Raw genomic sequence first — 20,388 nt, forward strand, 5'->3', positions numbered from 1 at the left:
GTGGGACGACCTTTCAGGAGGTAGAGGACGATGCGGGTACTTGTCACAGGTGCCGGTGGTTTGGTGGCCGGCCAGGTCATCCCCGCCCTGGAAAAACGCCACGAGCTGCGTCTCACCGATCTCGCGGACGGCGATCTGGCCGACGCGGACTTCGCCCGCCAGGTGGCCGACGGCGTCGACGCGATCCTGCATCTGGCCGCCAACCCCAACCCCGACGCCTCCTGGGACGACCTCGCCGGGCCCAACATGCGCGCCGTGACCAACGTCCTGGACGCGGCCGGTGCCAGGCGGGTGGTGCTGGCGAGCTCGGTCCACGTGATGGGGCAGTACCGGGCCGGCCCCGTCGAGCCCGACTGGCCGCCCAGCCCCTGCTGCAGGTACGGCGCGGCCAAGGCCTTCGCCGAGGCCGCGGGGCGCATGCACAGCCATCGGTACGGCGGAGCCGTCATCTGCCTGCGCCTCGGTGCGACCGTCCCCAAGCCGCCGGCCAAGCAGGCGCTGCCCGCCTGGCTCGCCCCTGACGACCTGGGTCAGCTCGTGCTCCTGGCCCTGGAGGCCCCCGTCCGCTTCGAGGTCTGCCACGGCGTCTCGGCCAACACCAGCAGTGTCTGGTCGACGCGCAACAACCTCGGCTACACGCCGACCTGCGACTCCGAGCCTTACCGCGACCAGACCCCCGACGTGGACGGATGGGGTCCGTGCCCCAGCTACGAGGAGGCCACCCGTTGATCGCTACCTTCGTCGCCGAGACCCACCTCACCGAGGAGCAGGACGCCGCGCTACGTCCATTGCTCGCCGCCGCGTTCCCTGACAGGGCCGGCCACTTCGCGCTCCAGTCCTGGTGGCTCGCCCGCCCGCAGTGGCGGCTGTGGTTGAGCGACGGCGACCGCCCGATCGCCCACCTCGGTGTGGAACGCCGCCGCATCGGCGTCGGTGACCAGGATGTCTACGTCGCCGGGATCGGCCACGTCTGCACCGACCCGGCGATGCGCGGCAGAGGTCTCGGCGTCGCGCTGATGAACGAGCTGCGCGAGGTCCTCACCGAACGCTTCGGCTTCCTCACCTGCGGCCCACACGTGCAGGGCTTCTACGAGGCCGCCGGATGGGTCCAGGTGCACGCGCCGGTCGTGATGAGCAACGTCTACACGGGAGAGCGCATGGCCTCCTCGATCCCCGCCATGGTGCTGGGCGAAGGCTTCCCCGAGGGCGGCCCGATCGACCTGCGTGGGCTGCCCTGGTGAGCGCCGTGGCGGGAGCCGTACGCCGCCTGCTTCCCGGTCATCACGATCAGCTGACGCTCGTCGAGCAGCGGGGGGCGGGCGACCGGTTCCGCGTCGAAGCTACGACGATCACCGGAACGTCGGCGTCCGCCCTGCTCACAGGTGTGCACTGGTATCTGACGCGGGTCGCAGGCGTGAGCGCCGGGTGGCCGGGAGACAGCCTGTCACGCCTTCCCGACAAGCTGCCCCAAGCGCCATATATCGCGAAAGAGGCCGTCGTTCAGCACCGGTTCGCGTTGAACGACACCGACGACGGCTATTCGGGGCCGTATCGGGACTGGGCCACCTGGGAGCGGCAGATCGACCTGATGGCCCTGCACGGCATCAACGAGGTGCTCGTCACGGTCGGCATGGAGGAGGTCTATCGCCGGACATTCACCGAATTCGGGTACACCGACGAGCAGCTCCGCGCCTGGATCCCCTCGCCGGGCCACCAGCCCTGGTGGCTGCTGCAGAACATGGCCGCCTTCACCGGGCCGGTCTCGGAGCAGCTCTTCGACCAGCGGGTACGGCTGGCCCAGCAGATCGTCACCCGGCTGCGCGAGCTCGACCTCACCCCCGTCATGCCCGGATATTTCGGGACAGTGCCGCCCGGCTTCCCCGGGCGCGTGGTCCCGCAGGGCGGCTGGGTCGGCTTCGAGCGCCCCGACTGGCTCGATCCGCGCGACCCGATGTTCGCCCAGGTCGCGGAGGCGTTCTATTGCCACCAGGCCGAGCTGTACGGCAAGAGCTCCATGGTCAAGATGGACCTCCTGCACGAGGGTGGCACGCCCGGCGACGTCCCGGTCGCGGAAGCGGTCAAAGCGGTCCAGGAGGCGCTGCGCAAGGCCAGGCCGGGGGCCACCTGGGTGGTGCTCGGCTGGCTCGACAACCCCGTGCGCGAGCTGATCGAAGCCGCCGACGGCCTGCTCATCCTCGACGGCGTCGCCGACCGCCACCCCGATCTCGACCGCGAAACCGGGTGGCTCGGCACGCCGTACTGCTTCGGAACCATCCCCAACTTCGGCGGCCACACCACGATCGGGGCGAACACCGGCGTCTGGGTCACCCGCTTCGCGGAGTGGCGGCGCGGGCCGTCGCTGCGCGGCATCGCGTACATGCCCGAAGGCACCGGCACGAACCCCGCGTCCTTCGCCCTGTTCGCCGAGCTCGCCTGGCACGACCAGCCCATCGATCACGCCGGGTGGTTCACGGACTTCTCTCGCCGGCGGTACGGCGGAGCCGACCCGCACGCGGCGCGCGCGTGGGAGATCCTGCGCACGACGGCCTATTCGCTGCCGGCCGACGGGTGGAGCGAACCGCAGGACAGCCCGTTCCTCGCGCGGCCGTCGCTGACCGCGGCCAACGCGGCCACCTGGTCGCCGCGTGCGCCGCGCTACGACCTCGAGCGCTTCGCCGCGGCGCTCGATCAGCTCCTCCAGGTGGATCCGGCGTTGCGCGGCACCTCGGCATACCAGTTCGACCTGGTCGACGTCGCCCGGCAGGCGCTCACCAACCGGTCGTGGGTGCTGCTGCCCGCGTTGCGAGCCGCGTTCGAGTCCGGCGACTTGGAGCGGTTCCGCCGGCTGACCGTGACCTGGCTGGAGGACATGGAGCTGCTGGACCGGGTGCTGTCCGCTTCGCCGTACTTCCTCCTCGGACCCTGGCTGGCGGCCGCCCGCGCGGCGGCGGCGGACGAGGAGGAGGCGGCGCGGCTGGAGTACGACGCCAGGTGCCTGCTCACGACGTGGGGTCCCCGTGGCGCGGACGTGCACCTGAAGGATTACGCCAACCGGGAGTGGGCCGGGCTTGTCCGCGACTTCCACGCGATGCGCTGGCGCCTGTTCTTCGACACGCTGCTCGGCGGCGGCGACCCCGAGGGGATCGACTGGTTCGCGGTGGAGGACGCCTGGTCGCGTGACCGCACCCCGTATCCGGAACATCCAACAGCAGACCCCTACCGGGTGGCTCTCGACCTTAATGCCCGCTTGTGTCAGGCGATCGAGTAGCGCCACAGCACGCGCCTGCGGCACCCTGCTCGCCACGCCCCACCCCGAGCCGCCCAGACCACCGGCCTGGGCGACTCGGCGACGGTGGTGGCCGGCTGGGGTGCGTGCCTGGTCGGATCGACGTTTGATGGGTTTCTGGGCAGGATTTGGACCGGTAGGCTGGTGCGCGCTACAACTCCGCGTTCGACGGCTGGTCAGCCGACGATCCGTCACGTTCCCGGGGGTCGGCGTGGCCTTGCCAGTTCATCCGGTCCAGCCTGACGACGAGGGGCGGCCGGTCGGTGGCGTTGGTTTGCGCCTGCAGGTCCTCGGCCCGTTACGGGTGTGGCGGGACGGTGTCGAGCTGGATACGGGGCCCCGACAGCAGGCGTATCTGCTGGCCTTGCTGCTGGCTCGGGTGGGCAGGCCGATCAGCGCGAGCGAGTTGATCGATCTGATCTGGGGCGACGGCGTCCCCAGCAGCGCGCTCAACATCATCCAGAAGTACGTCGGCGCGTTGCGGCGGCTGCTCGAACCCGCGATCCCCTCCCGTAGAACCGGCTCATACCTGCACCGCCGCGGCAACGCCTACCTGTTCACGGCGCCTTCCGGCATGTTGGACCTGGTCGCCTTCCGGGAGCTCGTCGAGACCGCGAAAGAGGCCCTCGCAGAGCATCGTCACGAAACGGCGCTTGATCGCTACATCGAAGCGCTCGGCCTGTGGCAGGGCCGTGCGGGCGACGGATTCACGCATGGGCCAACCGCGTCGCCGATCTTCGCGGCCCTCGACGACGAGTTCCACGCCGCGTGCGCCGCAGCGGCCGAACTGGCGATGTCGCTGCGCCGGCCGGTGCCTGTGCTGCCGGCGTTGCGGCTGGCCGCATCGATGGCGCCGTTCCATGAACCGGTGCAGGCCGGCCTTATCGCCATCCTCGGGGCCGCGGGACGCCGTGCGGAGGCTCTGTCGGCGTTCCGCACGGTCAGCGACTGCCTTGCCGACGAGCTCGGTGTCGAGCCCGGCCCGGCGCTGCAGGCCGCATATCTGCAGGTACTGGCGCAGCCTCCGACGTCGCCGGTAGTGACGGGTGCGGACGTCGGGGGTGACGGCGCGTCGGCGCGAGCGGCGGCCGGGCTGGTCGGCCGGGCCGAGGAGCTCGCCATCCTGCGGCAAGCCGTCGAGATGGCACTCACCGGCCACTCGGCGCTCGCCATCGTCGAAGGCGAACCGGGCGTGGGCAAGACCCGCCTGCTGCAGGAAACCGCCGCCGAGGCGAGCCGGCTCGGCCCGTTCGTGGTCTGGGGTTCCTGCTTGGAAGGTGATGGAACACCGCCGATGTGGCCGTGGGAGCAGGCGCTCCGTCCGATCCTCGACAGCCTGCCGGCGCCGTTGCGGGAGAAATGGCTCGCCAGTGATCTCGGCGGCCTCCTCGAACCGCGAAACGACAGCGCGGCCGCGCCAACGGTTCCTGACAGCGGCGCCCAGTTCCGCCTGTTCGAACAGGTCGTCACCGTAGTCGGGCAGGCCTCGGCGCAACGGCCCACGCTGCTGATCCTCGATGATCTCCAATGGGCTGACACCGCCTCGCTCCAGCTGTTCGGCCACCTCACGGCCCGGCTACCCGCCGGCACGGTGATCATCGGCGCGCTCCGTGATCGCGCACCCGTACCCGGCTCTGACTTGTCGCGGGTCCTGGCCGCGGCCAGTCGGCTGCCGGATCACCGCAGGATCCGGCTCGGCCCGCTCGGCTTGACCGAGGTGACCGAGCTCATCCGCCGCGAAATCGGCCAGGACCCGGGCGCTGATGTCGCCCGCGGCATCCATACCCGTACGGCCGGCAATCCGTTCTTCGTCCAGGAGCTGTCCCGGCTCCTGAGCGATGGCGGCTCGCTGCGCGACGGCGAGGCAGCAGTGCCGGCTGGGGTACCAGCCACCGTACGAGACGTCATCCGCGACCGGATGGCGGGTCTCGACGACAGCGCTCGCGACCTGCTGCATGTCGCCGCGCTCATCGGCCGCGACGTGGACCTCGCCCTGCTCGCCGCCGCAGGCGGCGTCGACGTCGCGGACTGCCTCGAACGCCTCGAACCGCTGCAGGCGCTCGGTCTGCTGGAAACCAAGCCGGAAAGCCCGCACTCGCTACGGTTCGCGCACGACCTGGTCCGCGAGTCGGTCACCGGGACCACGACGGGGCAGCAGACCGTCCACCTGCATCTGCTGGTCGCCGACGCCCTCGAACGCACCCATGTGGACGACGAGTCTGTCGCCGAACGCCTCGCCTACCACCTCTGGGCCGCCGGCCCGCTCGCCGACCCGGCTCGCACCGCGCAGGCACTGGCCCGTGCCGGGCGCCGTGCGGCGACCAAGCTCGCGTTCGCGGACGCCGCCCGGCACCTGGAATCGGCCGCCCAGATCGCGCGCACGGCCGGCCTGCGGGACCTGGAACTGTCGGTGCTGTCACTGCTCACCCTTGTTGCCAGCAGGCACGGGGGATACGGCGGTTCGGCGTTCGACCTGCTGGAGCGGGCCGAGTACCTGGCCCGCATGCTCGGCCGCGAGACGCAGGCCGTCCACTTTCTGTTCGTTCGGCTCGTCGGGGCCTACACCTCGATCGAGAAGGACCGTGGGAGGTGGGCTCGCCGAGTGTACGAGCGAGGACAGGCGTCCGCCGACCCGATCATCCAGGCGTACGGTCGGCATGCCTGGGGCCTGTACCAGTGGGACATCGGCAACATCGGCGAGGCGTACCGCTTCCTCAGCGCGCAAGGCCACACCAGCCCGCGCCATGGTGCCGGCGACCTCGGACCGTGGAAGGTGCCGAATGAACGGATCGGTTGGCTGGCCGTGATCACCGCGCTGCACGGCGATGTCGAGACGGCACGGTCCGCGATCGACAAGGCGTACCTAGCCGACGAAGACCTGTTTGCGATGTCGGTCTGGGCCTACTACCACACCATGGCGGCCTCGATGGCCGGTGACGCGCGATGGGTGATGTGGGCGGCCGAGCGGTGGATCGCGGCCGGCGCCGACCGCTCCGGCGTCGCGCACGAGCACTACATCCGGCTGGACTGGCACTGGGCCTGTGCACTCACCGGCGACGACCCGGCCGGCAAGGCGGCAGAGGCCGAACAACTCCTGGCCGCGACCCTCCTCGACCCGCCGCGATGGGGCATCGCATACCACTACGGACTGATCGCCGAGATGTGGCTGGCCGCCGACATGCCCGACGCGGCCGCATCCGCCCTCGACCGAGCCGACCAGGCCCTCACGACCTACGGCCAACGTTACGCCGAAGGGCTCCTGCTGTTGCTGCGCGCGCGCCTGCTGCACGCCCGCGGCGGACCCGTCGACGTCGTGCGAGCCGCCGCCGAAGCAGCCCGCGCCCGATCGGACGAACGCGGGGCCTACCTCTTCGCGCGCCGCTCCGAGCGGTTCCTGGCCGAAATCGACCAGGAATCGCCGGACATTTGATCGCGCGCTGGACGGTGGGCGGTGCTGGAGCCGCTGCTGCCGCAGCCTCGGAAGCCGGGTCGGCCGCCGCAATGGAGCAGGCCGGATCGTGTGGGACGTGTCGGTGGACTCCGCGATCGCTCGAGCGCATCAGCATGCCGCCGGGGCGCGGAAAAGGGGGAGGCCTCCATCGCCGGAGAAGCACGTCCATCGTGTCATCGCAACCCCGCCGATGGAGTCAGAACTCATCGACATCGCTTCTCAGCTACATGGGCCGGCATCACTGCTGACCGACAACCGGTGCCTGAAGTCACCGGCAGACTCACCCGGGGAGCTCCATGACGAACAGCACGTACAGGCGTTTGAGGAACACCGTATCGACATGGACAAAGTCGCCTGCCAGGATGCCGGATGCGTCGATGCCCCCATCGCCGCCAACCCTGGTTGGCGGGAAGGTCCCCTTCTTCCTGACCAGCCTGTGCTGCCCGATCGGCCCAATCCGGTCTGGGGCGGACGACTACTCCCCCGCGTACTGCGCGGCCACCGGATCGGGTGCCCGCCCCCATCCGGCCGGTGCGGTCGCGGGATACGCCGGCTCAGGCCGAGGCCCGGCTGTTGGACGCCCCTCGAAGTGATGAACGTCGCCCACCCGTGCCTCAGGACGCGGGCACGCCGGTGACCCGGCGCATGACCGCGTCGAACGTGCGGTTGGGCAGCACACCGTGCAGGAAGATCATCGGCTTGGCGGCGAAGCCGACCGCGTACCGCGTCCTGGGACGGCGCGCCTTGACGGCCTTCACGATCGTCTTGGCGATCAGCTCGGGTGCCGAGAGGCGGCGCTCGTTGGCCTCGGAGCTGAGCGAATCGGCCACGGCGTTGCCCTGCGGCGCGTAAGGGCCGGTCCCGGAGACGGCGCGGACCTTCTGCGCGGCGATGCCGCCCCACTCGGACTTGACGCCACCCGGCTCGACCACCACGACGTCGATCCCGAAGGGCTTGACCTCCATGCGCAGGCAGTCGCTGATCGCCTCGAGCGCGAACTTGGTGGCGTGGTACCACGCGCCGAGGGCGGTGTAGATCTTGCCTCCCATGGAGGTGATGTTCACGATCGTGCCCGAGCGCTGCGCGCGCATGTGCGGCAGCACCAGTTGGGTCAGGCGCGCGGCGCCGAAGACGTTGACCTCGAACTGGTCGCGGGCCTCGTCCATGGGCACGTCCTCGAGCGCGCCATAGGAGCCGTAGCCGGCGTTGTTGACCAGCACGTCGATCCGGCCGGTCTCGGCGATGATCTTCTCGACCCCGGCCTGCATGGAGGAGTCGACGCTCACGTCCATCGCGAGCAGGCGGATGCCCGACTCGGCGAGGTGCCGCATGCGCTGCACCCGCCGCGCTGCGCCGTAGACGGTGTAGCCGGCCTCGTGGAGCTTGAGCGCGGCGGCCTCGCCGATGCCGGAGGAGGCGCCGGTGACCAGTGCGACCTTGGTAGCCATGGTGGTTCCTTCGAACGTGTCGGAGCTTGGTTGTCGTCGGCGCGCGGGCGCACCCGTCGTGCCGCTCCCGCCGGCCTTCCGAGGGGATCTCGACCTTCGCCACCAACGCTAGGAGCCCATCCGGGCTCAGCGACTAGCACACCGCGCCGATCCACTTGCATCTCGCGCCACTGCCACAGGCCATCACATGCGGTGGCGAGGTGGCCTCGCGCCCCTGGTCGGCTCGACCTCACCGGCAGCGAGACGCCGGCGCACCGTGACGTGATCGGCAAGCGCGGTGGCGTGATCCGTAAGCAACATCGGAGCTCGCGGCCTCTAGGCTGGACTGATGAGCGGCCGGCGATTCACCCTCGACCCGAGCATCAAGGCACTGCTGAACGATCTCGGCGTATCGCCGACGCGCGTGCTGCGCCGCGCCCAACTGCCGGCCGACCTGTTCGGCCGGGGACCGACCGCCCTCGCGCCCGAGGAGTACTTCCGGTTCTGGGAGGCGCTCGACGCCGAGGGCGGCGATCGCGATCTCGCTGTCGCGATCGGCCGGTCTATCTCGGTCGAGATGTTCAACCCGCCCATCTTCGCCGCTTTGTGCAGCGCCGACCTCACGACCGCCGCGCAGCGCATCGCGACGTACAAGCCGCTGATCGGCCCCATGCGGCTGGAGCTCGACCAGGGCGGCGACGGGTTGACGATCACCTGCCACTGGCCCGCGGGCATGACCCCGCCGCAGCTGCTGGCCACGGCCGAGCTGGTGTTCTGGGCCGCCCTGGCCCGGATCGCGACCCGCCACCACGTCCGGCCGGTTGACGTCAGCGTCCCGCAGCCGCCCGCAGACCGCCTCGCACTCGAGGGCTTCTTCGGGGTACGCGTACGCACCGGGCCCGCCCACGCCATCACCTTCGACCGCCACGACGCGCACCGCCCGTTCCTGACCGAGAACGAGCAGATGTGGCGCTTCTTCGCACCCGAACTGCGCAGACGCCTTTCCGACCTGCGGGCCGCGGACAGCGTCGCCGACCGCGTGCGCGCGGCCCTGCACGAGACGCTGCCGGCCGGCGGCGCCTCCATGACGGAGGTCACCCGCCATCTCGCCGTCAGCGCGCGCACGCTGCAGCGACAGCTGCGACTCGAGGGCACCACCTTCCAAGAAGTCCTCGCCGGCACTCGCGAGGACCTCGCCCGCCACTATCTGAACCACAGCGCGATGCGCACCGCCGAAATCGCCTACCTACTGGGCTATGACGACTCCAACTCCTTCTACCGGGCGTTCCGCACCTGGACCGGGACAACCCCGGACACCCTCCGAGCCACCGCCGCCACCGGTGCCGCCGGCCAGGAGGCATGAGTTCGACGGGCGCGCTGAGCGTCGCCGTCATTCCGGCCGGAGCGGGATCCGGTCATGGGAGCCCCGCCACAGATACGCCGTCAGCAGCCGTCCCGCGGCCCGCTCGGCCTCGGCGTCCTCGGGCAGCGGCCAGCGCAGGTGCGTGTAGAGCGCGCCCCGATACAGGTCGAAGGCCGACTCCTGGAGGTCGCCGAGCGCGCCCGCATAGCGGACCGCGCCCGCGTAGGCCACGACCGCGGCAAGGACGCCCACCGGCGCGGCCCACCAGGCCCAGGGCGTCCAGACGAGGAAGGCCACGCCCCACATCCAGGCGGTGAGCTGCCCGTCGAGCCGCTCGCGCGCGCCGATCAGCTCCTTCCTGGCCTCCTCGGGGATGACCAGCCACAGCCGGCTCCAGCAGTGCGACGCCTCCAGCCCGTACTTCTCCGTCGGCCACCGTTCGGCGGCCGCCAGGACGTTGCCGAGGCGGGTCGGCAGGCAGCGTGCGGGGTCGGCGGGCATGCCGCGAAGCCAGGTGTCGAGGACGGCCAGCTCGCGGTCCTCGGACCAGCCGCGGGCCTGCCCGGCCAGCACTTGCCAGCGGGCCTCGCGGGCGGCGGTCTTACGCGACCAACGTCGTGCCGCGGGCCGGGCGAGGAAGTCGAACGAGCGGGGCCAGCGGCCGGTGAGCAGGCCGAGCACCGGGTCGACCAGCCGTCTGGCCAGGAGCCCGGACAACAGCACGACGACCAGGAACGCGGCGACCATCCACGTGGACACCTGCTTGGTCACCGCTTGGACCGCCGCTTCGACGTCCCGGCCGCTGCCGAGGAACCACACAAGCCCGCCACCCAGCCAGAACAGCGCGGCGGGCAGGATCACGACGCGGGTCCAGCGCTCGGCGACCCGGTCCGCCAGACCTTTCGACAGGCCCTCCAGCACCTACAGCTCCGGTTCGCGGATTCGGACGAGTGGCGTGTCGTGCTGCGGGCACGACGGTACGGCCTGGCCGACCGCGCGGCGGTGCCATCGGTGCTCGCATTCCTCGCACCCATAGACGTCGCCGGCCACGAAGCCACCCGCGGCGCCCAGCGGGAAGTACGCCGTGCGGGGGTTGCGCAGGCCCCCGCCGTCCCTCAGCCGCAGGAACGCGTACGCCCACTCGCGGGTCGCCGCGGACCGCTGCAGCAGCGTCAGGATCTCGGGCTCGGCCGCCACGCCACGGGCGAGCAGCTCGCCGAGCACGGCGTCCACTTCTTCGGCCTCCTCCCCGAGCAGCGTGCGCAGCCGCGGCCTGATCGCGACGGCCAGCTCCGTGATCGAGGGTGGACTGTCGGTCATGATGCCCCCATGTAGGTGAAGGCCGCCCAATAGGCGGGATGCGAGAAGTCGCGCCCCATCCCCCAGGCGGCGCGCAGCGGCTCCGGGATGGGCGCGTAGTGGTTCATGAGCTCGGGATAGGCCGCGCTGAGTTCGGCGTTGGTGGCGTCGCGCAACCACCGCTGCGCGTCCCGCAGCGCGACCGCCGGGTGGCCCCTGCCTTTCCAGAGCGCGTAGAACCGGCTGAGCAGCAGCGCCGTGCTCGCGTCGGAGACCCGCCACATCGAGCCCACGACCCCGGCCGCACCGGCCTGCAGGAAGCCGGTGGCCAGGCCGATCACCTCGTCGGCGAGCGCGGCCTGCGGCAACGCCGTCTCACACGCCGACAGCACCACGAGCCGGCCGCGTGCCTGCCTGACCAGCAGGTCACGCAGCGTCAGCGGCCGGTCGCCGGACAGGAGCAGGTAACTGTTCAGCACCTGCCCCCAGTCGGCGTAGCCGTGGCAGGCGAAGTGCAGCAGGCCGTGGCCGTCGATGCCGGCGAGCACCGCCTCTCGGGTGGCCTCGCGCCCGGACAGGCGGCGGGCTTCGGGGAAGGCCCGGACGGCGGCGTCGATCTCGTACTTCACGAACGACAGCGGAGGGGCGGAGACCGGCTGCGGGTCCTCGACGGCGAGCAGGCGCTCGGTCTTCGCACCGTCGGGCGCGGATCGGGCGGCGATCCCGGCGTTCGGCGCGAACGTGAGCGGACGGCGATCGATCGCGAAACGCCGTCCCGTGGGGGCCTCAGGATCGGGCGCCCAGGCGGCGTGGAAGGGCAGCAGGGCCAGCACCCAGGTCGGGACCACGGTCAGCGGTCGCTCGCCGGGGACCAGGTCGAGCAGCGGCCCCATCGCCGCCTCCCAGAGCCAGCGGGTGGTCTCGTCGAGCACCCGATGCCAGAGCCGTACGTCGGTGCCCGCCCGCTCGTAGGCGTCGAAGTAGCCGGACAGCCGCGCGACGACGTCCTGCCGCCGGACGGGCAGCGGGTGGGCGGTGACAGAACCGCCGTCGACCAGCAGCGCGTAACCGCCGCGGTCGCCCGCCATGAGGTACGCGAGCGGGCCGGACCGCGCAGCCCGTAAGACGTCGCCCGCGGGATCGGGCAGCCGGAAACGCTCGAACCCGGGCTGCTCCCTGATGCGCGCCAGCGCCTCGTCCAGGTCGCGGCGCGCCCGGTCGAACCCGGCGGCCATCGGCAGCCAGTCGCCGGCGACCGGCTGGAGCGCCTGGCCCTGCAGATCGCGCAGCCGCGCCTCGGCCTCCCGGTACGCCCCGGCCAGCCGGGGATGGCTCAGGGTGAGCACGCCGGTCTCGGCGGCGTCACCGGCGATCGCGTCGGCGAGCAGCCGCGCCCGGCCGCGTTCCAGCGCCACGACGGCCTTCCAGGCGTCACCCGCCTCCACGTACGCCGCCGCGGCGGCCGTCGCCAGCCCCTCCACCTGCGACAACCACCGTTGTTTGTGCTCCCTGAGCACGCTGCCGCCGACGACCCGGTCAAGGGCGTCCAAGGCGAACCCGTACGCCTCCGCCGCCGGCTCCAGCAGACCGTTCGCGACCGCGTACTCGCCCCAGCCCCTGCTCGTCATCAGCACGGCCTCCGGCTGCCGGGCGGTGCCCAGCGCGCATCCGTCGCGCAGCAGGTCGAGTCCGCGGGTCAGGGCGGCGGGGTCGGCGGTGATCCGGTGCAGGTCCCGGTAGGCGGCGGCCAGGTTCAGCCGGGCGCCGGCGGCGAAGGGGGCGTCGGGCGGGCAGAGGTCGAGCGCCTCTTCCAAGAGTCCGACGAAACGCCGCGCGCTCGGCTCGGAGTCCGAGTGGCCGGCGCGCCGGCTGACGCACGTGCCCAGATTGACCAGATGCCTGGCCCTTTCCATGCCGACGGCACTCGCCGCAGCCTCCGTCAGGAGCTCCTCAGCCCGGTCGAGCCGCGCCTCGTCCGGCCGCTCCTCCTCCCGGGTCTGCCCGAGGAGGAACGCCCCCAGGTTGCCGGCACGCACCGCGCGTTCGGTTGCGGACCTCGGAGTACGGCTCAGAACCTCCTCCATGATCCGGATCGCCTCGGCACCGGACCCGGCGTCCCCGAACGCCTGGAACTTGTGGACCAGACAGCTGGCGAGGGTCATCCACGCACGGTCCCGCTCCTGGCCGGCGACACTCGCGGTGATGGCCTCCCGCAGGGACTCGACCGCCTCCTCCAGCGCCCCGACGTCCCCCGTGGACTCGTACACGTGCCGCAGGTCCGTGGCCAGGGCGTTGACGGACGTCACCCGTGCCGGGCCGCGGGTCCTCGCGACGTCCTCGCGGTGCAGGAGCACCGCCTTGTCGAGATCGGCGGCGTCGCCCGAGGCCAGGTACCGCTGTCGCAGCGTGTTGCCGTAGACGTTGAGTACGGCGTCATACGGTTCGACGCCGGGCTCGGCGAGAGCGTGCATCTCCTCGTGCGCTCGCACGGCGGCGTCGAGGTCCTCTCGACGGCCCCGTGATAGGTACCGGTAGCGGCGGGCCACGCCCAGACCGTGCAGGTGGTAAACGCGCATCTCACTGGGAGGGAGCCCGTCGAGACTCTCCTCGTGCAGCCGGATGGCCCGGTCGAGCGCGTCGGCGTCGCCGGTGGCGTCGGACAGGTCGCGCAGGACGACGGCCAGGCGGTGGAGCCGTTCCACGCGGTCCTCCGACCCCTCGGGGGTGTGGTCCACGGCCTGCTCGGCCGCAAGGACGGCCTGCCGGATGTCGTCCTCGTCGCCGGAGAGGGCGTGCCGTCGGGTCAGGTACCCGGCCATGATCGCGGCGGTGAGACCCGGCCCGCCCGCGGTGGGATATTCGCCGGCCAGCAGCCTGCGCTCGATCGCGAGGGCGGCGTCGATCGACTGGATCGACGGCCCGCGCCCGTCGCCCGCGGAGACGTGAAAAGCGACGTCCCGCAGGGCATCTCCCGCCGCCTCGCGAAGGCCGGGGTCAGCGCGTACCGCCTCCCGCACCAGTTCGATCGCCTCGGCCACGCGGGCGGGGTCGCGCGCGGCGGTCGCGCGGGCCAGGTTGAGCAGGATGCCTGGTCTCTGTGGAGAGCGTGGAGGCAGCAGGTCCAATGCTCCGTGCAGGAGCGCGGCGGCCTCGGCCGGGTCGCCGGAGCCGCGGATCATGGCTTGGGCGGCGTTGTTGCGGGCTGCCGCGCACAGATCCGGGTGGTCTTCGCCGGCCTCGGCCGTCTCGGCGACGCGCAGCCAGATCCCTGCCGTCTCCGCCAGCGCGGCGGCGTCGCCACGGTCCGCGAGCGGCGTCAGCTCCTCGATGCGCTCCAGGTAGGGGACGATCCAGTCGGTGCCCTGCACCACGGCCCCCCGGGCCTCCAGAGCGGCCACGAAGCCGCGCTCGCGGCAGTCGCGCAGGAGGTCCCGCCAGTAGGTCAGCAGAGGGACGTAGTCGTCCATGCCCTCAGCCGCGCAGCGGTCGAGGGCATGGACCAGCCACGTGTCGAGCGCAGGATCGAGCAGGCCGAGGTGGTCCTGGAGGTAGGCGATGGCACGCTCCAGGTCGGGCCTGCTCATGAGCTCGGCGAGCTCGGCGAGAATCGGATCCTGCTCGTCGAGAGCCGGGTCCTGCTCGCCGCCTTCCTCGGGTGACGACTCCGCTGACATCGCGACCTCCCGGGGCTACCGTCGCGCGCCCCACGATCGACGCGGGGCCTGATTGCATTATCGGCTCTTCGACGCCTCCTCGGCCGATCCAGAGCTCAGGTGCCGAACCAGTGCATCGAGAACCACCAGGTCCTCCCCCGGCTCGATCGTCTGCGGGTTCAGCGCGATCGCGTCGTCGGGTACGCCGGACACCCCGACCGCGATCCGCGGGTCCCCGTCCCACAAAGCCTGCACCAACGCGTCCCGGGTCCAGCCGCTGGTTGTCAACACTCGGACAACGGCTCGCCCGTGCGGCTGGCCCGCCTCACTCGGGTACCCGCGCTCGGCAACGACACCCGGAACGTCGCGCAAGCCGGCAATCCACCGGTCGACCATCTGCTCATAGCCCGCGAGCAGTGCCTCCTCGTCCTGCTCCAACGTCCACTCGACCGCGGCGTACAGCCCGAGCAGCTCCTCCTTCCCGACCTTCATCCCGCGCCCGATCTGCTGATTCGGCGACGCATGCGCCCGGCACCCGTCGACGATCCACCGCTTCCCCAGCACCAGCCCACTGGACTGCGGTCCGCGCAGCCCTTTCCCACCGCTGAAGATCACGGCATCCGCACCGAGCTCCGTGGTGAATCGCCACAGCGAGGAGACCGGTGGAATCTGGGCCGCCGCATCCACGATCACCGGCACAGCCGGTGGACCGGCGGGGGTCGGGCCGGCCGAGGCGAGCTCCCGGGCGACTCGGATCACGTCCTCGATCGGCAAGGCATCCGCCGCGTAGTGGGCGCCGGCGAACCACAGTACGCAGGCGGGGCGTCGTACCAGCGCGGCCCGGAGCTCCTCGACCGACGGGCCGGCTTCGACGATGCGGGCGCCGGTCAGGCGGGCCGCGTAGTCGTAGCCGTTGCGTTGGCCGGCGAACATGACGACCTCGGCATCGGCCGGGAACGCCTGCGCGGGCTCACCGACACACGACGCGACCGTGAGGGTGATCGCCGCCGCGGCACCGGACGTCACGCAGGCCGCCTCGTTGCGGGTGAGCGCGGCCAGGCGCTCACCGACGTGGTCGTGGAGTTCGGGCAGGTCGACGAAGTGGGCCGCCCCCTCCGTCATCGCCTTCAGCACCGAAGGCGGCATCAGCGAGCCGCCCAGGGCGGTGAGTGTCGCGGAGGCGTTGACGACGGGCCGGACCCCGAACGGATTGGTCATACGAGGAACTTCGACATCGGTGGCACCCCGGAGAGTTCGGCCAGCCAGGCATCCAGGAAGTCGTTGTCGGTGCCATCGAGGTGGGTCAGCTTGTAGACGCTCGCAGCGGGCAACGCCTCGATCAGTGCGGCACACCAGTCGGGATCGTCGACGGCGAGCAACGTCCGGGCGGTCACCGCGGACGCATGCCGGACCGGATCGAAGTAGGCGAGAGTGTTGTCGACAATCTGCGCCGACGATCCGGCACGCAGGTGATCGTTGAGCTCCTCGAGCGGATAGCGGCTCGACTTCAGGCGTGCCTCCGCCGCCCGGTAGAACAGCAACTCCGAGACCCGGACCGCGCTGAACCCGGGCCGCCGCGCCGCCGTCAGCACCGCCAGGTCGTTCCCACGCACGGCCACCCGCGCCGGATCGACCTCGTCCAGGCTCATCAGGAACTCCGCGGCCCGCAGGCAGTCCGCCGCGATCCCGCGATAGATGTACGACGCCGGGTCGTCGATGCCCATCGTCAACAATCCCGGGTACGCCGCCGAGAACCCTTCGTCGGCCAGCCGCTGACCACGGTGCACCAGGCCGAACACGACGTACCGGCTCCGATCGTTCGGGTGCGGCATGTCGTTGACGCTCCCGTGGCGCGGCGTCTGCAGGAGCGCGGGGAACGGCCCGTCACCGGCCGGGATGCTGAGACGACCGAAGACGCGGTACGGCCCGGTGCTGGTGAGCCGCACGGTGTAGCTGGTCGCCTCGTCCGTCGTCCGCGCCGGCACCAGGTCGAGCACGGGCCGGGCCGGGATCGCGGTCAGCTCTTCGTCGACGGCGGACCAGTAGCTGTCGAAGTTCATCGGTTCACGATCCCGGGGTGAGGTGTTCGGCAAGGAAGTCCTCCACGATCCGCATCACGCCCGGCAGCCCGGCGTGGTGCGCGCAGTGCGGGTAGGTGTGCAAGGTGGTCTCACACGTCAGCACCCGCCGCAGCGCGAACCCGGTCTCCGGCGGGCACACGTCGTCCTCGAGCCCGAGGTACAGCAGCGTCGGCGCCCGCACCTTCGGCGCGAAGTTGAGCCCGTCGTAGTACGCGACCGTCTCCCGCACCCGGTCGACGTCCTTCGGGTGCACCCGCAAGTACTCGTTGATCTCCTCGTACGGATACGACCGGGTCAGTGTCGGCGCGGTCATGATTCCGCACAGGTACGGCGCTCCCGCCGCGACGCACCGGATCACGTCCGGCATGAGCGCGGCCGTCGAGATCCCGAGGCCACCGCCCTGACTCGACCCCTGCAGTCCGATCCGCAGATCGTCGACTTCCGGACGATCGAGCAACACCTCGACCGCACGCACCACGTCGAGGTAGAACCCGCGATACCCGTACGTGTTGTGGTCGACGATGTTGTGCGTCAGCAATCCCGGGTAGCCCGGGTTGAACACGTCGTTCGACCGCAGCTTTCCGCGCGGCGCCACCGCGAGCGCGGCGTACCCGAGCTCGGACCATTCCTTCGGGATCGTCGGCTCGGACATGTAGCCGGGGATCGTCACCAACGCCGGATGCGGGGCCGGCCGATCGCGCGGGACGGTGTACCAGCCTGCGATCCGCAGACCGCCATAGCTGGTGTAGCGCAGATCGTAGACGATCACCTTGTCCGTGGACAGCGACGGCATTGCGGTGAGGACCGGGTCCAGCGGGTACGACGCGCAGTCCGCCAGGCCGGCCGCCCAGAAGTCGTCGAAGTCGTCCGGCAGCTCGACCTCGACGATCGCGTTCTCGGGGTCTCTCAAAAGCGTTCTCCTCGATGGGGGCGGTGCCTACACTCGCGGCGGCGCGTGCAGCGCGGTGCCGTCGGAGGCCTTGAACAAGTGCAGGCGGTCCTGGTTGAAGCCGACGTACACCGTGCTGTCATGACCCAGCCGGAACGGCACCGGGACGCGGGCCTTCAGCAGCTCGCCGCCGATCCGGACCGTGACGAGCACGTCCGGACCGAGCGGCTCGGACACGAACACCTTCCCGGGCTGGTAGCCCGCGACCGGAGTCGGCGACAACGTCACGTCCTCCGGCCGGACGCCCAGGACGACGGCCGGGTCGTCCGGCGAAACGTCGTACCGGCCCAGCTCCTGGCTCAACGCGCCGCTGCGGAAGGTCCGGACGCCGTCGACGTCGGCCAGCTCACCGGTGACGAAGTTCATCGGCGGCGAGCCCATGAACGACGCGACGAAACGGTTCGCCGGGCGTTCGTAGATCTCCGCCGGCGTCGCGCACTGCTGGACCACGCCGTCGCGCATCACCGCGATCCGGTCCGACATCGTCATCGCCTCGACCTGGTCGTGGGTGACGTAGATGAACGTCCGCGCGACGTCCACGTGCAGCCGCTTGATCTCCGCACGCATCAGCACCCGGAGCTGCGCGTCCAGGTTGGACAGCGGCTCGTCGAGCAGATACGCGCCAGCGTCCCGCACGATCGCGCGACCGAGCGCGACTCGTTGCCGTTGGCCACCGGACAGCTCGCGCGGCTTGCGATCCAGCAGGTCCTCGATGTCCAGCGTCCGGGCCGCCTGCAGCACCTGCTCGGCGATCGTCGCCTTGGGCACCCGCATCATCTTCAGCGCGAACCCGATGTTCTGCCGGACCGTCTTGTGCGGGTAGAGCGCGTAGCTCTGGAACACCATCGCGACGTCGCGCTTGTTGGCCGGCAGCCAGCTGACCGGCTTGCCGTCGAAGAAGATGTTGCCCTCGGAGGCCCGTTCCAGGCCGCAGATCATTCGCAGGGTTGTCGACTTTCCACAACCGGACGGGCCGACCAGGGTGAGGAACTCCTGATCCTCGATGGTCAGATTCAGGTCTTTCACCGCGGTCTTGCCGCCGAACGACTTGGTGACGCCTTCGAGTCGAACCTCTGCCATCTGTCAGCCCTTCACGGATCCGGCGGCCATGCCCTGGACCAGCTTGCGCTGGAAGAGCAGGGCCAGTGCCAGGGGTGGGACGACCGCGAGCACGCCCGCCGCGGCCATCACGGTGAACTGGGTGTTGAAGTCGGTGGCGAAGTTCGCCGCCACCACCGGGATCGTCTTCGCCGCCTTCGTGCTGGTCAGGAACAACGCGAACATGAACTCGTTCCACGCGGTCATGAACGCGAACACCGCGGCCGCGACCAGCCCCGGCGCCGCGACCGGCAGGAACACCGACCACATGGCCCGGAACCAGCCGCACCGATCCACCCGGGCCGCCTCCTCGAGCTCGCGCGGCACCGAGCGGAAGAAGTCCTTCAGGATCCAGATCGTGATCGGCAGCGCGAACGTCGTGTACGAGAGGATCAGCGCCAGGTAGGTGTCCAGCAGCCCGAACGTCCGCATCAGCAGGTAGAACGGGATGATGATCGCGATCCCCGGCACCATCCGGGTGAGCAGGTAGAGCACCAGCAGCACCTGACTCCCGCGGAACTTCAGCCGCGAGAACGAGTACGCCGCGAACGTGGCCAGCAGAAGATTCAGGACCGCCGTCGAGGTGGCGACGATCAGGCTGTTCCGCAGGGAGTACGGCGTCTCGTCGATCGCCCGGCCGCCGACGAGTTGCTGGGCCTCACTCGGATGAAGGAAACCGAGATAGTTCTCCAATGTCGGGTTGACCGGAATCCAGTGCGGCGGCACGGAGATCGCGTCCACCTCGTGCATGAAACTCATCGCGACGATCCAGTAGAACGGCAACACCAGATACAGCGCGAACGCGACCGCCAGCACGTACAGGACGATCTTCTTCCAGGGGATCCGGTAGCGCAGGGGAACCTTCACCATGGTGCTCATACCTCGAAGTTCCCCTTTCGGTAGAGCAGGCCGATGTAGCCGACCGAGATCAGGAGGGTGATCGCGGTGATCACCCAGGCGTAGGCGCTGCCCAGGCCGAAGTCGGTGAAGGTCAGGACGGTCTGCACGTCGAGCAGGGCGATGGTGGTGGTCGCGTCACCCGGTCCGCCACCGGTCAGCACGTAGATGGTGTCGAAGGCGCGGAACGCGTTCATCGTCTCGAGAATCAGCACGATCAGCAGGGGGTGCAGCAACCACGGCAGCGTCACCTGGACGAACCGCTGCACCGCACCCGCTCGGTCGACCGTGGCGGCGTCGTACAGCTCTGAGGGGATTGTTGACAGTCCGGCGAGCAGGATGATGACCGAGAACGGGAGCGTGTTCCACACCTGGGCCAGTGCGGTGAACAGGAACGCGCCGGTCCCGGACGTCAGCCAGGCGTGATAGCCGTCGATCAGCCCGAGCTGCGTCAGCAGACCGTTCAGGGCTCCGGTCTTCGCGTCGAAGATGGTCCGCCACATCAGGCCGTTCACCACCCCCGGCATCGCCCAGGGCAGCAGAGCCAGGCTGAGCAGCAGACCGCGGCCGCGGAACCGCTCGTTCAGCACCAGCGCCAGGATCAGCGCGAGGACGACGGTCAGCCCGAGCACCACGAGGACGAACAGGGCCGACACCTTCAGCGCGGACAGGAAGGCCTGATCGCTGAGCAGGGCCTGGTAGTTGTCGAAGCCGATGAACTGCTTCGCCCGCGGGCGCTTCAGGTTGTTCCGTTGCAGGCTGACCCAGAACGAGTACGCGATCGGGTAGGCGACCAGCAGGGCGATCACGGTCATGGCCGGCGCGTTGAGCGCCCAGGCCTTGGCGTTGTCACCCAGCGGCCGGCGTTCGGCGAGGCCGGCCAT

15 protein-coding genes and 1 pseudogene are annotated in these 20,388 nt (G+C 70.5%); 6 read left to right on the top strand and 10 right to left on the bottom strand.

What is annotated here, in order from left to right; genetic code table 11:
- Positions 1-30: 30 nt before the first annotated feature.
- From AB0L65_RS49935 to AB0L65_RS49955, 5 genes and pseudogenes are all read left to right on the top strand, one after another.
- Positions 31-729, top strand: coding sequence for an NAD(P)-dependent oxidoreductase (locus tag AB0L65_RS49935; protein ID WP_364261810.1), 699 nt, complete (start codon positions 31-33; stop codon positions 727-729).
- A complete protein-coding gene (locus AB0L65_RS49940) occupies positions 726-1,241 on the top strand; it encodes a GNAT family N-acetyltransferase (protein ID WP_364261813.1) in 516 nt (171 codons plus the stop codon). The genes AB0L65_RS49935 and AB0L65_RS49940 overlap by 4 nt, the downstream gene beginning before the upstream one ends.
- Complete coding sequence (locus AB0L65_RS49945) at positions 1,238-3,268, top strand: alpha-N-acetylglucosaminidase (RefSeq protein ID WP_364261815.1); 2,031 nt, start codon at positions 1,238-1,240, stop codon at positions 3,266-3,268. Before AB0L65_RS49940 ends, AB0L65_RS49945 begins: the two co-directional genes overlap by 4 nt.
- Before the next feature lie 229 nt (positions 3,269-3,497).
- Positions 3,498-6,716 carry a BTAD domain-containing putative transcriptional regulator gene (locus AB0L65_RS49950; protein ID WP_364261818.1) on the top strand — a complete coding sequence of 1,073 codons (3,219 nt, stop codon included), beginning with the start codon at positions 3,498-3,500 and terminating at the stop codon, positions 6,714-6,716.
- A 70-nt stretch (positions 6,717-6,786) separates the two neighbouring features.
- Positions 6,787-6,897: pseudogene (locus AB0L65_RS49955) on the top strand (IS5/IS1182 family transposase); the annotation flags it as partial.
- A 454-nt stretch (positions 6,898-7,351) separates the two neighbouring features.
- Here the strand turns inward: AB0L65_RS49955 and AB0L65_RS49960 are convergent.
- Positions 7,352-8,185: an oxidoreductase gene (locus AB0L65_RS49960; RefSeq protein ID WP_364261821.1), complete on the bottom strand. Its 834-nt coding sequence runs from the start codon at positions 8,183-8,185 to the stop codon at positions 7,352-7,354.
- A 328-nt stretch (positions 8,186-8,513) separates the two neighbouring features.
- Here AB0L65_RS49960 and AB0L65_RS49965 point away from each other — a divergent pair, with 328 nt between their 5' ends.
- On the top strand, positions 8,514-9,527 hold the full coding sequence (locus tag AB0L65_RS49965) for an AraC family transcriptional regulator ligand-binding domain-containing protein (protein ID WP_364261824.1): 1,014 nt from the start codon (positions 8,514-8,516) through the stop codon (positions 9,525-9,527).
- 27 nt (positions 9,528-9,554) lie between these two features.
- Here AB0L65_RS49965 and AB0L65_RS49970 read toward each other — a convergent pair whose 3' ends face one another.
- The 9 genes from AB0L65_RS49970 to AB0L65_RS50010 are packed head-to-tail and all read right to left on the bottom strand — an operon-like array spanning position 9,555 to position 20,388.
- Entirely contained in the window at positions 9,555-10,448 is an 894-nt protein-coding gene (locus AB0L65_RS49970; protein WP_364261827.1) for a hypothetical protein, read from the bottom strand.
- The gene (locus AB0L65_RS49975) at positions 10,449-10,847 is read right to left on the bottom strand and encodes a hypothetical protein (protein WP_364261830.1); all 399 of its coding nucleotides are present in this window, start codon (positions 10,845-10,847) and stop codon (positions 10,449-10,451) included. It lies immediately after the preceding gene.
- Complete coding sequence (locus AB0L65_RS49980) at positions 10,844-14,500, bottom strand: CHAT domain-containing protein (RefSeq protein WP_364261833.1); 3,657 nt, start codon at positions 14,498-14,500, stop codon at positions 10,844-10,846. Before AB0L65_RS49980 ends, AB0L65_RS49975 begins: the two co-directional genes overlap by 4 nt.
- A gap of 57 nt (positions 14,501-14,557) precedes the next feature.
- A complete protein-coding gene (locus tag AB0L65_RS49985; RefSeq protein ID WP_364261836.1) occupies positions 14,558-15,697 on the bottom strand; it encodes a hypothetical protein in 1,140 nt (379 codons plus the stop codon).
- Positions 15,694-16,539: an acetylxylan esterase gene (locus AB0L65_RS49990; protein WP_364261839.1), complete on the bottom strand. Its 846-nt coding sequence runs from the start codon at positions 16,537-16,539 to the stop codon at positions 15,694-15,696. Before AB0L65_RS49990 ends, AB0L65_RS49985 begins: the two co-directional genes overlap by 4 nt.
- A 4-nt stretch (positions 16,540-16,543) precedes the next feature.
- Entirely contained in the window at positions 16,544-17,470 is a 927-nt protein-coding gene (locus AB0L65_RS49995; protein WP_364261842.1) for an acetylxylan esterase, read from the bottom strand.
- Positions 17,471-17,497: 27 nt separating this feature from the next.
- Entirely contained in the window at positions 17,498-18,589 is a 1,092-nt protein-coding gene (locus AB0L65_RS50000; RefSeq protein ID WP_364261845.1) for an ABC transporter ATP-binding protein, read from the bottom strand.
- 3 nt (positions 18,590-18,592) lie between these two features.
- Positions 18,593-19,486: a carbohydrate ABC transporter permease gene (locus AB0L65_RS50005; protein ID WP_364261848.1), complete on the bottom strand. Its 894-nt coding sequence runs from the start codon at positions 19,484-19,486 to the stop codon at positions 18,593-18,595.
- On the bottom strand, positions 19,483-20,388 hold the full coding sequence (locus AB0L65_RS50010; protein ID WP_364261851.1) for a sugar ABC transporter permease: 906 nt from the start codon (positions 20,386-20,388) through the stop codon (positions 19,483-19,485). Before AB0L65_RS50010 ends, AB0L65_RS50005 begins: the two co-directional genes overlap by 4 nt.

The organism is Nonomuraea sp. NPDC052116, assembly GCF_040680035.1.
In the GTDB taxonomy this organism is placed as follows: domain Bacteria; phylum Actinomycetota; class Actinomycetes; order Streptosporangiales; family Streptosporangiaceae; genus Nonomuraea; species Nonomuraea angiospora_A.

Coding starts and splice junctions, on each gene's coding strand:
- AB0L65_RS50010 (WP_364261851.1), bottom strand. CDS start 20,388: ATGGCCGGCCTCGCCGAACGCCGGCCGCTGGGTGACAACGCCAAGGCC.
- AB0L65_RS49985 (WP_364261836.1), bottom strand. CDS start 15,697: ATGACCAATCCGTTCGGGGTCCGGCCCGTCGTCAACGCCTCCGCGACA.
- AB0L65_RS50000 (WP_364261845.1), bottom strand. CDS start 18,589: ATGGCAGAGGTTCGACTCGAAGGCGTCACCAAGTCGTTCGGCGGCAAG.
- AB0L65_RS49990 (WP_364261839.1), bottom strand. CDS start 16,539: ATGAACTTCGACAGCTACTGGTCCGCCGTCGACGAAGAGCTGACCGCG.
- AB0L65_RS49975 (WP_364261830.1), bottom strand. CDS start 10,847: ATGACCGACAGTCCACCCTCGATCACGGAGCTGGCCGTCGCGATCAGG.
- AB0L65_RS49980 (WP_364261833.1), bottom strand. CDS start 14,500: ATGTCAGCGGAGTCGTCACCCGAGGAAGGCGGCGAGCAGGACCCGGCT.
- AB0L65_RS50005 (WP_364261848.1), bottom strand. CDS start 19,486: ATGAGCACCATGGTGAAGGTTCCCCTGCGCTACCGGATCCCCTGGAAG.
- AB0L65_RS49935 (WP_364261810.1), top strand. CDS start 31: ATGCGGGTACTTGTCACAGGTGCCGGTGGTTTGGTGGCCGGCCAGGTC.
- AB0L65_RS49965 (WP_364261824.1), top strand. CDS start 8,514: ATGAGCGGCCGGCGATTCACCCTCGACCCGAGCATCAAGGCACTGCTG.
- AB0L65_RS49960 (WP_364261821.1), bottom strand. CDS start 8,185: ATGGCTACCAAGGTCGCACTGGTCACCGGCGCCTCCTCCGGCATCGGC.